The 15,320-nt window shown below is 37.7% G+C and carries 11 protein-coding genes and 1 pseudogene; 8 read left to right on the forward strand and 4 right to left on the reverse strand.

Annotated features, from left to right (window positions below; all coding sequences use genetic code 11):
- A pseudogene (locus tag BWI92_RS27390) lies at positions 1 to 330 on the forward strand (hypothetical protein); the annotation flags it as partial.
- A 113-nt stretch (positions 331 to 443) separates the two neighbouring features.
- On the opposite strand, the gene BWI92_RS20830 reads toward BWI92_RS27390, so the two are convergent.
- The 3 genes from BWI92_RS20830 to BWI92_RS20840 form a co-directional block, all read right to left on the reverse strand.
- Positions 444 to 752 carry a DUF4286 family protein gene (locus BWI92_RS20830; RefSeq protein WP_095166430.1) on the reverse strand — a complete coding sequence of 103 codons (309 nt, stop codon included), beginning with the start codon at positions 750 to 752 and terminating at the stop codon, positions 444 to 446.
- Positions 753 to 847: 95 nt separating this feature from the next.
- A complete protein-coding gene (locus tag BWI92_RS20835; RefSeq protein ID WP_095166432.1) occupies positions 848 to 2,995 on the reverse strand; it encodes a WG repeat-containing protein in 2,148 nt (715 codons plus the stop codon).
- A 287-nt stretch (positions 2,996 to 3,282) separates the two neighbouring features.
- The gene (locus BWI92_RS20840) at positions 3,283 to 6,288 is read right to left on the reverse strand and encodes an FAD-binding and (Fe-S)-binding domain-containing protein (RefSeq protein WP_095166435.1); all 3,006 of its coding nucleotides are present in this window, start codon (positions 6,286 to 6,288) and stop codon (positions 3,283 to 3,285) included.
- Positions 6,289 to 6,584: 296 nt separating this feature from the next.
- Here BWI92_RS20840 and BWI92_RS20845 point away from each other — a divergent pair, with 296 nt between their 5' ends.
- A complete protein-coding gene (locus tag BWI92_RS20845; protein ID WP_095166457.1) occupies positions 6,585 to 7,826 on the forward strand; it encodes an ABC transporter permease in 1,242 nt (413 codons plus the stop codon).
- Between the two features lie 193 nt (positions 7,827 to 8,019).
- Positions 8,020 to 8,448, forward strand: a complete 429-nt coding sequence (locus BWI92_RS20850) for a hypothetical protein (RefSeq protein WP_095166438.1) — start codon at positions 8,020 to 8,022, stop codon at positions 8,446 to 8,448.
- Positions 8,449 to 8,598: 150 nt separating this feature from the next.
- Here the strand turns inward: BWI92_RS20850 and mdh are convergent, their stop codons facing one another.
- On the reverse strand, positions 8,599 to 9,537 hold the full coding sequence (mdh, locus tag BWI92_RS20855) for a malate dehydrogenase (RefSeq protein WP_095166440.1): 939 nt from the start codon (positions 9,535 to 9,537) through the stop codon (positions 8,599 to 8,601).
- Between the two features lie 482 nt (positions 9,538 to 10,019).
- Between mdh and BWI92_RS20860 the strand changes: the two genes are divergently transcribed.
- The 5 genes from BWI92_RS20860 (at position 10,020) to ruvA (ending at position 15,276) form a co-directional block, all read left to right on the forward strand.
- The gene (locus BWI92_RS20860; RefSeq protein ID WP_095166442.1) at positions 10,020 to 10,466 is read left to right on the forward strand and encodes a YkvA family protein; all 447 of its coding nucleotides are present in this window, start codon (positions 10,020 to 10,022) and stop codon (positions 10,464 to 10,466) included.
- A gap of 107 nt (positions 10,467 to 10,573) precedes the next feature.
- Positions 10,574 to 10,777 (forward strand): twin-arginine translocase TatA/TatE family subunit, encoded by a 204-nt coding sequence (locus tag BWI92_RS20865; RefSeq protein WP_095166444.1) that lies wholly within the window; start codon positions 10,574 to 10,576, stop codon positions 10,775 to 10,777.
- A 203-nt stretch (positions 10,778 to 10,980) separates the two neighbouring features.
- Positions 10,981 to 12,399, forward strand: a complete 1,419-nt coding sequence (gene gatA, locus BWI92_RS20870; RefSeq protein WP_095166446.1) for an Asp-tRNA(Asn)/Glu-tRNA(Gln) amidotransferase subunit GatA — start codon at positions 10,981 to 10,983, stop codon at positions 12,397 to 12,399.
- Between the two features lie 439 nt (positions 12,400 to 12,838).
- Positions 12,839 to 14,368 (forward strand): lytic transglycosylase domain-containing protein, encoded by a 1,530-nt coding sequence (locus tag BWI92_RS20875; protein WP_095166448.1) that lies wholly within the window; start codon positions 12,839 to 12,841, stop codon positions 14,366 to 14,368.
- Between the two features lie 314 nt (positions 14,369 to 14,682).
- Positions 14,683 to 15,276 carry a Holliday junction branch migration protein RuvA gene (gene ruvA / locus BWI92_RS20880; protein ID WP_095166450.1) on the forward strand — a complete coding sequence of 198 codons (594 nt, stop codon included), beginning with the start codon at positions 14,683 to 14,685 and terminating at the stop codon, positions 15,274 to 15,276.
- Positions 15,277 to 15,320 lie beyond the last annotated feature (44 nt).

Here is a 15,320-nt window from a genome sequence, read left to right on the forward strand (position 1 = left end):
GCTAAGGATGCTTGGGAAATATGTCATAGCTACATGCACCGATGGAATATTGAACAGGCGTTTAGATTCGCCAAAACTGAGCTAGCTATTGAATCTCCAAGGTTATGGTTTTTCGAGAATACCCTCAAATTATTAGCCATTGTCACGCTCATTTACGACTTCTTGATGAAACTCATCAGGAATTGGCCATCTATTATCAAGATAATCATCAATCAATTTGCTCATAGAACAGGAAATCGGTGCCAAAATGCTTTGACACCGATTTATCGATTGAGAACTGCCATCCAAAACATGCTATGGTGCTACTTCGCACAACAAAATTCGGGATGACTCATGTTTAATGTGACTATATTATGTCTGACTTGGCTTAAGACATAAAGCATTACATCTCTACTAGAAAACAATCACTCATTCGCTAAATTACTCAATCACTAAATTTGAAGCTAAACGTCCATTTCCTGCAATAAACTAGCAAAGAATACATATTTGCCTTTGTAGCGAGCATCTACTTTGGCGATGAGTCCATCAAAATGGATTGCCTCATAAATATCATAATGCTGCTTAGTTTCGAAGGCATATTGGAATGAATAAGTAGATCCACCATTGTGTACCTCTGTCAATAATTTTAAGATTTTGAAATTGGTTGGCAAGCCTGTCGCCATGATTTCAGGAATATGTTGAGTTTTCATCCATGACAAAAATTCTACCTCAGCCTGCGTATCGATATTGAAAGTTACATTTTGCAAATACATAATACTTCTGACCTTTTACAAAGATTGACTATTGAGAAAAATAAAATCCATTATCGTTGAGGATAATGGATTTTGCAAAATTACAGTAAAAAATCTTATTGGTTCGCCATTTTACGGATTTCATCAAACTTCGTACAGTTTGTGACACAATCGCCGCTACTATTTAGAATAAACTTCCCCCCCGATGAATCTATAAGTTCGAATTGCTTAGTTGCTGGCAAAATATTGATTTCAGTAAATGAACATGGAGCAATTTTCGCATTGAATTTATTGATAATACCAAGCTTCCCATTGCCTTTTGACACAACTGCCAAGCCATTATTGAAAGGCCGTATTTCGTCATAGTCAAAGGCAATTTGTACTTTTCCTTTTTTATCGATAAAGCCATATTTACCATTGTCAAACTTTACACCATATAAACCTTCTGTTGAATATAACATTTCTTTATAGATGGGTTTAGCAACCACACGCCCCGATGTGTCAATGAGTCCCCATTTACCTTCTTTTTGTACTGGGAATAATTGGTTAGTATCAAATTTACGAATAGACTTATATCCTTGCGTTGTTACACGACGCCCATATACACGTTCTACCAAATTAAACTCCATTTCTTCATCTCCATCTTTATTTGGGGTAAAGGTTTTGATTACAATGTAATTACCATTGAAAATAGTATCTGTGGTCGCATATCTAATACCAATTGGAGCTACTTCGTTTGTTTTGCCAATAACTACGGCTCCATTTTTATCATAAACCATATCTACTTTACAGTTCCCTGCTGGGATACTACAGTTTTTGGCATTTTCTCGTACTACTACCAAGCCAAATTTGTTAAAATTAGCAACTTCATCATATGCTAATGGAATCACTTCTGTTCCATCATGTTTGATATAGCCACAACGAACAGCATTATTCACATCTTTACAAGCAGAAATTAAACCGTATTGGTTGAAACTACCCAAGCTACGATAAATAGGATCAATAACCACTTTTAAGTCTGTGTTGATAAACCCAAAATATTTCCCGTCTTTGATAGGAGCTAGGCCAAAGCGGTTAAATTCTCCAATAGAAAGATAAGATTTGCTGGTACGTAGGTCTTTAAAATCTACCAATTTGAAGCCAGTTTCATCTTTGGCTAAGCCCAAATTGACATTAGCAATACTTGGGTCAACTGGCATAGGAATGATACTTTCAAAAATAGGTTTAAGACGAATATTACCTTCGGTATCCATCAAACCCATTTTTTTATTTTGTTCAATAATCATCCATTTACCTTGTTCCGTCGTAGCGCTAAGGTTATCGTAAATAGGATCAATTTTGACAGTACCATCATATTTGATAAGCCCAAAAAACTTACCCACTCTAACTCTAAGTAGTTCACGGTTGAAGGCTAAAATTTCATCGTAGTATTCAGATAGTACCTTTTTCGACTGGTCGTAGGAGTTGTCGATAAGGGCAAATTTGCCATTTTTGAATTTAGCAACGCTAATACCATATTTGAGCGCCTTTGCTTCTACAACATTTTCAAGGGCTTCACTTTCGTTGCCATATACATCTATGAAATACCATTCGAATTTTTTGACGAGCGCTTTTCCGTCATTAAAATTCTCTGCTTTTTCAAATTGACATGGAATCACCTCGTCGCCACAATAATTCAAGTATCCAAACACTTGGTCTTTCTTGATGCGAGCAAAACCTTGGTGGTAGTTTTCAACCAATCCATAGCGCGAGTTGCCTCTGAACGATTCGAGAGGAAATCCTACGATTTCCTCTCCGTCAAGGTCATTCATTTTTACAAAATTTCCATCATTTTTTGCGGAGAAACATTGTGCAGAAACTACCGCAGAATGGCGACTTTTGATTTCGCTTTTTTGTTCGATTTGAAAGATATCTCTGATATTGTCTGTTTCGATACTACGAATATCCGCTTTGTATTTTTTGTCTAGTTTGGCAATAAGACTAGCGAAAGTTTCTGTTGGCGTGGATTTGTCTGCGGAGTTAGATACAGAAGAGAACTCTACAACTAGGGGATTTCGATTGTTTTTTTCTAGTACTTCTAATTTTGAACGAAGTATGTTTACCGTTTGCTTACGAGCCGTACCAACGGACTCCAGTCGTTCGGTTACACGCATATCACCAATAAAGGTATTGGCTGAATCTTTTTTGGCTGCCGAAATGGCTTGTTGAGCAAAATTATAGTGGCAATAACTGAGTAGTAGTGTTAGGAGTAATTTTTTTTTCATCTTAATAAGGGCTTCTATACTTAAGGGTCGGGTTTTCGATAGTGATGTTGTATTTAAGGGGCAATTAAAATAATGGGTAAATTACTTTTGTAATAAGTATTGCGCAAAAAAACTTGATTTTGAGCGTTATTCTCTTACAAATGTAAGTAAATGACGATTATGTGGCAAGTCTTATACGTTTCTAAAAAACACCTTTAAAGATAATACAAATGCTTGACAAACCATTTGTATTACCCAAAGATGTTTTACTAATAACATGTCAATATTCTTTTTTGCTGAGTCCTCCCTTAGGATTCGTTCAAGGCATTCCATAAAATTTCGATTGGGTGCAACGCGGTTCTTCCAGTACCATCTTTGATTTGATGACGACAACTCGTTCCAGGGGCTGCAATTAATACATCTTCTGGTTGTTGACGAACTGTTGGGAATAACACCAACTCCCCAATTTTCATAGACGTTTCGTAATGTTCCTCCTCATAGCCAAACGAGCCTGCCATTCCACAACACCCCGAAGGTATTAACTGTACTTCAAAGTTTTTAGGTAATGAAAGTAGCTTTTTGGTAGGAACCAGCGACGAAAGTGCCTTTTGGTGGCAGTGTCCATGCAATTTGATTAAGCGTTTTTCTTTGGTAAACCAATCTGGTGAAATGTGTTTTTTATCTATTTCTTGTGCCAAAAATTCATCTATCAAATAAGTATTGTCCGCAACCAACTCCGCCTCCGCACGATACTCGGCAGGAACCAAATCCAGATATTCGTCACGTAAGGTAAGAATTGCCGAAGGCTCAATTCCAATGATTGGACTTTGGTCTTCGAGAGCTTTTGACAATAGTTTTACATTTTGAATCGCAATTTTTTGCGCCTCTTTAACCATACCTTTCGACAAATATGTACGTCCACTTTCGATGTGTTCGGGGATATGAACTTCGTAGCCTAGAGCTGTCAATAACTTGATGGCTACTTTGCCTAATTCAACATCATTGTAGTTGGTAAACTCGTCACAGAAAAGATATACTTTTCCTTGTTTACGAATTTTACTTGGTTTTGGGTTAAATGGTTTAATACTGTTTTTTTGACGTTTGGCTTGTGTTTTCAAGCGATTCAATTGCCAGTCACGCAGTGTTATGTGCCCAAGCAAAGGGAGAGTTCTCTCTTGTGCGAAACCCAAAGTCTTTTTAATGAATTTACTCGTGATTGAGTTTTGAGCAAAGAAATTATACACCCTAGGGAATGTCATTCCAAGAGCTTGTGATTTGGTAAAACTTCCAATCATTTTGGTTCTGAAAGGAATACCATTGACATCATAATAGTGCTGAAGAAATTCAGCTTTCATTTTGGCAATATCTACTTGCGACGGACATTCGGCTTTACAGCCTTTGCACGATAGACACAAATCCATCACCTCTTTGATTTCTGGATGATTAAATGGATTTTCTTGGGTAGAATTGGTCAAGAATTGGCGTAAAATATTAGCTCTTGCACGCGTGGTATCTTTTTCTTGTCGAGTTGCCATATAACTTGGGCACATGGTACCACCAGTAACTTCGGTTTTACGACAATCTCCTGAACCTGAACATTTTTCAGCCAATCTTAAAATACTTTCCTGTTTGCTGAAATCGAAAATGGTATTTACCTTATTAGGAACTTTTCCTGCTTCATATCGCAAGAATTCGTTCATAGGAGGAGTATCTACAATTTTATTAGCATTAAAAATCTTTTTCTCGTCAAAAATTCCTTTAATCTCTCTAAACAAATCATAGACTTCTTTGCCCATCATGAAAGGAATAAACTCGCCACGCAAACGCCCATCGCCATGTTCGCCACTCAACGAGCCATCGTATTTTTTGACCAAAGCCGCTGTTTCGACTAAGACCGTTCTGAATAACTGCTTTCCTTCCTCAGTTTTGAGGTTAATCATTGGTTCTACGTGTAGTTCACCTGCGCCTGCATGAGCGTAATATGAGGCATTCAAACCATGTTTTTCAAGTAAAGCATGAAGTTCTTCAATATATGCAGGCAAGTGTTCGGGAGCAACAGCGCAGTCTTCGATAAGATTGACTGGTTGAGTATCGCCTGGCAAATTTCGAATCAAACCCAGTCCAGCCTTGCGTACATCCCAAGCGGGTTTGGTATCTGCGCCTCTGATGATTGGGTGCGCGTATCCCAAGTTTGCTTCTTTCAAATCTTTAATCATGGCATCACACATCTTAGAAAGTTGATCTTGTGTATCGGCCATAAATTCAACCATCAAAATTGCTTGAGGGTCGCCTTCAATAAAAAATCTATTTTTATGATATTCGTGGTGTCCTTTAGTAAAATCGAGAATGTATTTGTCTACCAATTCTGAGGCCATTGGTTGGTGTTTCAGTGCAACCAAGTTGGCATGAAGCGATTCGCCAATCGAGTTACAATGAATACATACCAAGGCAGATTCGGTAGGAGGTAGGGGAAGAAGATTGATTTTAGCCTCCGTCACAAATGCTAATGTTCCTTCAGAACCAGCAAGTAGTCGGCAAAAGTTAAAAGGTTTTGTAGATTGAGGTTGAAAAATCTCGTTGTCACTCAGCATATCCAAGGCATAGCCTGTATTGCGTCTTGTAAGATTTTTATTAGGAAAAGCTTTTTCTATAGACTCCTGAATAAAAGGGTTGTTGAGCGCACGGTGGACCTCTCGATATATATGTCCTTCTAAAGTAGTCAATCTGGCTTTTTCGTAAAAACTCTGTCTATCCAAGGACTTAAACTCAGCTTCAGAGCCATCGCTCAACAATACTTTCGCTTCGAGCAAATGTGTACGGGTATCGCCCCAAACAATCGAATGCAGTCCGCAAGAGTTATTGCCAATCATACCACCAATCATCGCACGGCTAGAAGTGGAGGTCTCAGGACCAAAAAGTAAACCATAAGGTTTGAGGAAGGCGTTTAGGTCGTCACGGATTACACCAGGTTGCACACGCACCCAACGTTCTTCTACATTGACTTCCAAAACTTGATTGAGATATTTCGAAATATCTACGATAATCCCTTTTCCAACTACCTGCCCCGCCAAGGAAGTCCCCGCCGAACGAGGAATCAGTGTTACCTGATGTTCGTTAGCAAAACGAATTAAAATTTGAATATCGCTTGCATTTTTGGGCACAGCCACAGCGATAGGTTTTTCCTGATAAACAGAGGCATCGGTCGAATATATCAACTTCTGAGCTTGATGCTCTGCCGAATTATCATAGTACAACTCGCCTGCAAAATTGACTTGCAAGTCTTGAAAATTAGAAATCGTAAGCTTTTTTGACATGCCTTTGAGCCATTAGGATTAGAATAACTAATCTTTCATGTCATTTGAACAATTATGAAAGAATTGGTTAGTGAGTAGGTAAAACCATCCGTAAATTTAGGATTTGATGTCACAATAATGAACAAAGTTTTCAACTTTATTTCCAGTCTTAAACTTATATTGCCACTCATGCTGTCAGAAAGTGCTATTGGTCATTTCTTGATTTGATTTCGGAATACACTCTCGTAATTTTAAATTACCATTTATGAGAAAACTCTAAAGTGTGTCTTCGTACGTTTATTCATCTTGTAGCATATATGAAGTTTCTTCGACAAATTTTTGAAAGCTTTCGCTTTGCATGGCAAGCTTTACGCACAAATCTTCTACGTACAACCCTGTCGTTGTTGGGTGTAACTGTGGGTATATTTTCCATTGTTGCCGTATTTACGGTGGTGGATTCAATGAATATGAACATCAGAAGCCAAATTGATTCATTTGGTAAAGGCGTTGTTTACGTAGGAAAATGGCCTTGGATCATGAGTAATAGCTATCCTTGGTGGAAGTACATCAATCGCCCCAATATGAAGTATGCCGAATACCAGTATTTGAAGGATAACTTAGAAAATGCTCAGGCAGTTTCTATTATGGACGGTCGTATGACAACCCTAAAACGTAAAAACAATAGTATGGAGGTGCGATTGGCTGGGATAAGTTATGACTATAATGCCATTTCGGATGTGCCAGTTGGTGAAGGTAGATACTTTATGCCGAGCGAGACGGATAATTCTGCTTTTTCTATCATTTTGGGTGCCAAGGTAAAAGCGGCTCTATTTCCAAACCAGAGCGATGTAATTGGAGAAGAAATTAAAGTAAATGGTATCAAGTTTAGAGTCATTGGAACTATGAACTTGAAAGGAGAAGATTTGATTAGCTTGGGAGGTTCGCCCGACGATAGAGCGTATATTCCTTACACTACCTATGCCAATGTTTTCCAAAAAGATCAACCTGAACCAGATATCGCTATCAAAGCTTTTGATTGGGATACAGGCCAAGAAACACTCGAAGGTGAGGTTACGGGTTTGATGCGAGGAAGAAGAGGCTTAAAACCTGCTCAGGAAGAAAACTTTTCTATCAATAGACTAGATGGTGCGGTGAAGTTCTTCGATTCAATTTTTGCTCAACTCAATGTGGGTGGCTTCTTCATTGCTTTATTCTCCTTGTTAGTGGGTGGTTTCGGAATTGCCAATATCATGTTCGTGTCGGTAAAAGAGCGTACCAATATCATCGGTATTCAAAAATCTTTAGGAGCCAAAAACTACTTTATCTTGTTCCAATTCCTTTTTGAGTCGGTCTTGTTGAGTTTGATTGGAGGCTTTGTAGGAATTGCTATTGTGTGGTTATTATCCTTTTTACCGCTAGGCTCATTGACTTTGATTTTGAGCTTTAAAAATATTTTCTGGGGTTTATTTACCTCAACGATTATTGGAGTTTTGTCGGGAATTATTCCTGCGTGGTCAGCCGCCAGAATGGACCCTGTTACCGCGATTCGTTCAAAATAGTGTCCTTTCGAATTTATCTCGTCTGATGTATTGTAAAGCTTCATAAAGTTTCGCAAATTTGAAAAGACTATCACAAGGGTCTTTTTACAAGAATTAGAAACAAATATGAAGTGCTGTTGATGCTTTTTGGATAAACCATAGCTTCGACTTCATAAACAGCAAGATAATTTTCACACAAAACGTCCAAACAAGTATGGCATTCAACGAACAATTCGACGCCGCAAAAAAAGCCACTAGTGCATTTTTTAGAAAATTAATTATCAGTATCATCAGTATCGCACTTTTAGCGGTTGTAGGGTCTTTTTTACTTACAAAAATCTCATACTCAGAAGGAGAGCGCGCAGGTGTTGTGTCAAAGTTTTCTAAAAAAGGGGTAATGTTCAAAACTTTTGAAGGAGAACTCAACGTAGGTGCGCAAGGGCAAGTGGGGAATATGGTGAATAATATGTGGGCTTTTACGGTAGACAATAACGATGAAAAAATTGTTCAACAGTTAGAAGATGCTATGCTTACAGGCAAGCGCGTTCGTTTGCATTATGAACAACGATATATGAAGTTTTCTTGGATGGGAGATACGGAATACTTTGTCACACGTTTAGATTTCGCTCCAGAAGGAAGATAGATATTTAGGAGAAGATTTAATACATCTTTTTTCCATGAAAATTAAAAGGCGACCTCAAATTTGAGGCCGCCTTTTATTATGTTCTGCTAGTCGATAATTAAGTAAGAGAAATGAGTTTTTGTAATAATCACCCATTTATCAATCACACAACTACAAACTAAGTGTTGAAAGTACATTGTTCATATTACGAACTGCATCAGCTGATTTGCTAAATAATGCTTGCTCTTCTTCGTTGAGGTTGTAATCAATGATTTTTTCCCAACCTGTTTTACCAAGAACAACTGGCACACCCAAACAGATATCTGACTGACCATATTCGCCTTCGAGGAATACCGAGCAAGGAATCACACGTTTTTCGTCACGGATAATTGATTCTACTACCGCTGCCGATGCTGCACCAGGCGCATACCAAGCCGAAGTACCTAACAAACCTGTAAGTGTTGCACCACCTACCATAGTATCTGCTGCTACTTTATCAAGTGTTGCACCATCCAAGTAGTTGGCTACAGGCGTACCGTTCCAAGTAGCAAGGCGCTTCAATGGAATCATGGTAGTATCACCGTGACCACCAATTACAGTAGCATGAAGGTCGTTTGGAGAAACATTCATGGCCAATGACAAATAGCACTTGAATCGAGCCGAGTCCAAAGCACCGCCCATACCAATGATACGGTTTTTAGGAAGTCCCGAAGCTTTCAATGCCAAATAGGTCATTGTGTCCATAGGGTTTGAAACGATTACAAAAATGGCATCTGGTGAGTATTGCAAGATATTGTCCACCACCGATTTTACAATGCCAGCGTTCACTCCAATGAGTTCTTCGCGTGTCATACCCGGTTTACGTGGAAGCCCCGACGTAATAACTACTACGTCTGAATTAGCAGTTTTTGAGTAATCATTCGTAACACCAGTTAAAGTTGTGTCCCAGCCCAATAGCGCAGCTGTTTGGAACATATCTAAGGCTTTTCCTTCTGCAAACCCTTGCTTAATATCCAGCAACACGACTTCGTCTGCTAATTCTTTACGAGCAATGTTATCGGCAGTAGTAGCACCCACGGCCCCTGCACCCACGACAGTTATTTTAGACATGATGATTTTTGATTAATTGTTTTGTTAAATAGAATGATTCAATCAATGCTTTCATAATGGAGAACAACGCCTTGAATTTTGCTCAAACATCTACTTTTTTGCATTGTTTGTCTTTGTAGCAAGACCCTACAAATGTAAAGCATTTAGGCATTCTGAAAACATGGATTTCTAAAATTATGTAAATTTTTTATAGGAAAGTTGCTAAATGGTATATTTGCCTTTTCCATTACTTTATTGGTACATGATAAATGTGAAAGACAAACAATCTTTTGATTATCAATTGATTTATCTCATCATTTATGAATAATTTAAACGGTTTATATATCAAAAACGCCGCTTGTAGCGTTTTATGTTTTACCACAATATTAAATTTACTAACTTTCGGTAAATTTTGAGGGTAACAATTTTTGAAAATTAGCTATACTATGTTAAGCGAAATATAGATAAAATAGTGCCCATGTTCTGTTAAATAACTTTAAAATATGGCACAAGACGATTTAGCTTCGAGAGTATTAAATTCAATATTTTTTAAGAGTGCAACCAAAAAAGCCAGCAAATATGCCATGGGTAGTTTGGCTCTTTTGGAGTTGTTAAGAGAGGTACTTTCTAAAGCAAAAGATATTGCTGATAAAGAAAATAAAGGTGTGGGTCAAGTCTTAACAGACAAACTTACCACCTTGTCGAGAATGGTAAAAGCGTACGTATCGGGACAATACCGTATAGTACCTTGGCCAACAATTCTCAAAATTGTAGCAGTTTTGATTTACTTTGTGTCACCAATAGATGTCATTCCTGATATTTTGCCTATTATTGGCTTGACGGACGACCTTGCTATTGTGTTATGGCTTTTTAGAGCATTGCATGAAGACATCGAGAACTTTGAAGCTTGGGAAAGAAATCAACTTTTTCAAGACTTTAGTATCGAATAAGTAAACCAAAATTCTTCAGGACTTCAATTGCCAAAATATCGGTAGTGAAAAGTCCATAATCCAAAATCATTAAGTATATTTACAAAAATTTTTAACTCAATACGGAAATGGAACTGACTTCAATCTTATTATTCTTGAACGGTTTAGGTGGCGGCGAATTATTGTTGATTGGCTTAGCTATGTTGTTATTCTTTGGTGGAAAAAAATTGCCTGAATTAATGAAAGGATTGGGTAAAGGTATCAAAGAATTCAAAGACGCACAAAAAGACGTTCAGGAGCAAATTACAAAAGGTTTGGACGATACAAAATAGTATTGGCTCATATTTGATTTGTATAACTGGGTCTCAAAACTCAGTACCAATCGTAGCATAATCAAATGGCCGAAAATAGTGCGTAACACGCTGTTTTCCTGTACTTATTACCTTACATAATTGCATAGTTAGGTTTGCATTGCAATCCTGACTATGCTCTTGTTTTTTTATAGTCATTACCATTTTATTTACTTTCTGTTACCTTGAAAAATTATACATCACTACAGAGTATCCAAGCTGATTTATATGCAGGAGATATTACCTGCCGCCAACTTGTAGAATTTTATCTTCAAAATATTGCTGAAAAAAATAACCAATTAAATGCCTTCCTGAAAGTGTTTGACCAAGAAGCATTGGCTAAAGCTGATGAAATTGATCAAAAAATCAAAGCTGGAACTGCTGGTAAATTGGCAGGTATGGTGATTGGTATCAAAGACCTATTATGCTATAAAGATCATCCTTCAGCAGCAGGTAGTAAAATCCTTGATGGTTTTGAATCTCAATTTAATGCTACTGCCGTTCAAAGGGTAATTGATGCTGATGCTATTATCATTGGTTCTCAAAACTGTGATGAATTTGGGATGGGCTCGACCAACGAAAACTCAGCGTATGGTGCTTGTCTCAATGCTGTTGGTGAAAATCGTGTAGCAGGTGGTTCTTCGGGTGGTTCGGCGGTTGCAGTACAGGCCGATATGTGTTTAGCGTCATTGGGTACTGATACAGGTGGTTCCGTACGTATGCCAGCTGGCTTTTGTGGCTTGGTGGGTTTAAAACCTACTTACACCAGAGTATCAAGATGGGGTCTTATTGCGTATGCGTCCTCATTTGACTGTATTGGTCCTATTACTAAATCGGTGGAAGACGCAGCAATATTATTAGAGGTAATTGCAGGAAAAGATGAACAGGATAGTACTGTTTCGACACTCGATGTGCCTCAATATTCAGCTTTTGATACGACCCATAAAACTTTGAAAATTGGGTATTTGAAAGAGGCTGTTGAAAGTACTGGTCTTCAACCAGAAGTGCGCGAAGCTACTTGGGCAAAACTTGAGGCGCTCAAAGCAGCAGGTCATGTAGTAGAAGCGGTAGATTTTCCATTAATCAAGTATTTTCTTCCAACGTATTATATTTTAACAACGGCGGAGGCTAGCTCTAACCTATCTCGTTTTGATGGAGTAAAGTTTGGTCACCGTTCCAATCAGGCTACTGATTTGATGTCAATGTACAAAAAATCAAGAGCTGAAGGATTTGGCAAAGAGGTAAAGCGCCGTATCATGTTGGGTACCTTTGTATTAAGTGCCTCTTATTATGATGCCTATTACACCAAAGCACAGAAAGTGAGAAGGTTGATTAAAGAGTATACAGACCAATTATTATCTGAATATGACTTTTTGGTTTGTCCAACCACGCCAACTACTGCTTACAAAATAGGAGAGAAGACATCAGATCCTATTCAAATGTATTTGGGTGACTTGTTTACTGTTCAAGCCAATGTGGTAGGTTTGCCAGCTATTTCGATTCCTAATGGCGTTGATAATGATGGTATGCCAATTGGTTTCCAAATTATGGCAGGAGCATTCCAAGAGGAGGCCTTGCTAAATTTTGCAAAGAGCTTAAATTAGAATTTTAGTATGACGGTTAACAGACCGTCAAGACTAAAATAATATAAAGTTTGAGGTCTAACATTAGTCTAAACCTAGATTGATGTTAGACTTTTTGTTTGTGGGAATACTTTAGTCTACACAATTTTTTTAGACCCTACAGATACACACAGAGGATGAGTTTCGAAAATCCCTTAAAATAGAAGTATTCTTAATGTTTCTTGTAATAATTCAATACTTTGTTTTTGTCGTACAATAAAATTGTGGTTTACTTAGTTAAAAATCAGTAACTTTGTTTAATGTCCGAAAATTGAAATTTTCAAAAAGAACAGATAAACACACTGCCCATAAGAATTTAGAAAAGATAAAGTGTTTCAAAAGCTTCTCATGTTACCTACGGGTTGAGCACGCATAACACGCCAGAGATATTATATTCCGTAAATCCTTATTAGAGAATTAAATGACATTGACTACAATTCGTTCGATTTTGGCAGGTTCACTGTTGATGGTTGCTATAAGCAGCCAAGCACAGGTATCAGCAGCCTCATCGACCACCGAAAATCAAGGTACAGTTGACTCGCTTTCGGTAAAGCCAGTGTATCCGCAAACGGCAGCACCCCCAGCTGTTGTAGAGCCCACATGGTTAATTGACCCCAACATTGTTAAGCCTCGTTTAGAAGCCCTTCAGAGAGAAATTCCATTGACTTACAATAATACTACCCACCAGTTCGTGGAGTATTTTGCTTTTCGTAAACCTTCATTTACCAAAACAATGCTCGAACGAAAGGATATGTATTTTCCTTTGTATGAAAAATATCTCAAGAAATACGGTTTACCCGACGAATTAAAGTACTTATCACTAATTGAATCAGGCTTGAATCCTAGAGCTATGTCTCGTGTAGGTGCAGGTGGACTTTGGCAATTTATGCCTAAAACGGCTAAAATTGATTTTGGGTTAAAAATCGATGAATATGTAGATGAGCGTTTTGACCCAGAAAAAGCTACTGAAGCTGCTTGTCGTTACATGCGTCAATTGTATAATATTTTTGGAGATTGGCATTTAGTTTTGGCAGCTTATAACACAGGCCCGGGTAATGTTCGTCGTGCGATTCGTCGTTGTAATGGGGGACAAACTTTCTGGGATATTTACAACTGTTTACCGAAAGAAACTAGAGGTTATGTACCTCAATATATCGGTATTTTGTACATGATGAATCATGCTGATTCTCATGATATTGTACCAGAAAATTATGAATTGGCGATTGAACACGATACGATTCAGATTAACTCCTATTTGGATTTGGATAAATTGGCTATGATGGCTAATATCAATTTGGAAAGCATCCAGAAACTTAATCCTCATATTCTGACTCACATTTTACCAAATAATACCCGTAATTTTTCACTAAAGCTCCCTAAAAGTGAATTGGCCTATTTCAGATCTAATCGTTTAATGATTATGGACTCTGCCTCAAAAATGCCAACGAATATGCTAATAGAGCCTGGCGTAGAAGTGGCAAATCGTCCAGAAATTCATGGAGATTCGGTGAATGATGTAATCGTAAAGAATAAACAAGTCGAGCCATTAGTAGAAGACGATGTTGAGGATGTAATTAAGCGTAAGCCAAAGAAAATCACTTATAAAGTTCACAAAGGTGATAATCTTTTCGCCATTGCTGATAAATTCAATGTAGAAGTATATGATTTGAAAGTTTGGAATAAACTGCGTAAGTCAGGAATTCAAACAGGGCAAACATTGGTTGTTTTCAAGGAATCGGCAGTTACAAGCTCAGAGAAATATGCTCGCTCGAATGTAAGAGAAAAAGAAGATATTCGTAGAGGTAAGGTGAAGTTCCATACTGTTGAGCAAGGAGATACCTTATGGAATATTTCTCAACGATATGGAGGTATTTCTGTAGAAAAGTTGAAAAAAATGAATGGAATTAAAGGTAACGTTGTTAAAGCCGGAATGAAGCTTCGTGTATCATAGGTTACCTACACTGATATGAAATCATTTAAAAGTCCGCATAAAGGCAATTTGGCTTATGCGGACTTTTTCTGTATTTTTGAAAGATACAATACTCAAGCAAAGTTGTTATCCTAATTGTAATTACTTCCCCAAAAATGCCAGACCTCACACGATAAACTGGTATGATTTTGTATAGTAATCTTACAAGTTTGGTATGAGTACAGGCAAAGCTTGAGTTGTATATTTTCCAAAACCAGCATTAAATACCTCTTTCTAATTTGCATGAAGTACTTCTTCAGCCATGTTCAAACTTTATTATTCAAACAAAAATAATTATGATTGCCTATATAGATGGTAAACTTGCGCATAAAGATCCAGCCTTTGTTATTATCGATGTCCAAGGAGTAGGATACGAAATCAAAATATCTCTACAAACTTACAGCGCACTCCAAGACGGAACCGAACGTTGTAAGCTCTATACATATCTCAATATTCGTGAAGATGCCCATGTGCTTTATGGTTTTAAAGAGTTTGATGAAAAAACATTGTTTTTAGACCTTGTTAGCGTTTCGGGTATTGGACCAAATACTGCCTTGATTATGCTTTCTTCATTGTCATCTGGCGAAATCCGTCAGGCTTTGGTAAATGAAGACGTTAAAACGATTCAAAGTATTAAAGGAATCGGAGCCAAAACAGCTCAACGAGCTATTATCGAATTGAAAGATAAGTTAAAGAAAGAAGCACTAATAGGAGGTACACAAACCTCATTGTTAGTCCCATCGGGTAATAAGGTTCGTGGCGAGGCATTAGCAGCATTAGTAACTTTGGGTATTCCTAAAAATGTTGCAGAAAAGAGTTTGGATACCATTATCAAGAAAGAAGGCGAAAGCCTTTCCGTTGAGCAACTTATTAAGCTTGCTTTACGATAATTTAATAGACAATTCAGCTACAATTATAGCATAGGCTTCTAAAA

This window comes from Flectobacillus sp. BAB-3569 (assembly GCF_002270355.1).
GTDB lineage: Bacteria > Bacteroidota > Bacteroidia > Cytophagales > Spirosomataceae > Flectobacillus > Flectobacillus roseus.

Coding starts and splice junctions, on each gene's coding strand:
- BWI92_RS20830 (WP_095166430.1), bottom strand. CDS start 752: ATGTATTTGCAAAATGTAACTTTCAATATCGATACGCAGGCTGAGGTA.
- BWI92_RS20835 (WP_095166432.1), bottom strand. CDS start 2,995: ATGAAAAAAAAATTACTCCTAACACTACTACTCAGTTATTGCCACTAT.
- BWI92_RS20840 (WP_095166435.1), bottom strand. CDS start 6,288: ATGTCAAAAAAGCTTACGATTTCTAATTTTCAAGACTTGCAAGTCAAT.
- BWI92_RS20845 (WP_095166457.1), top strand. CDS start 6,585: ATGAAGTTTCTTCGACAAATTTTTGAAAGCTTTCGCTTTGCATGGCAA.
- BWI92_RS20850 (WP_095166438.1), top strand. CDS start 8,020: ATGGCATTCAACGAACAATTCGACGCCGCAAAAAAAGCCACTAGTGCA.
- mdh (WP_095166440.1), bottom strand. CDS start 9,537: ATGTCTAAAATAACTGTCGTGGGTGCAGGGGCCGTGGGTGCTACTACT.
- BWI92_RS20860 (WP_095166442.1), top strand. CDS start 10,020: ATGGCACAAGACGATTTAGCTTCGAGAGTATTAAATTCAATATTTTTT.
- BWI92_RS20865 (WP_095166444.1), top strand. CDS start 10,574: ATGGAACTGACTTCAATCTTATTATTCTTGAACGGTTTAGGTGGCGGC.
- BWI92_RS20875 (WP_095166448.1), top strand. CDS start 12,839: ATGACATTGACTACAATTCGTTCGATTTTGGCAGGTTCACTGTTGATG.
- ruvA (WP_095166450.1), top strand. CDS start 14,683: ATGATTGCCTATATAGATGGTAAACTTGCGCATAAAGATCCAGCCTTT.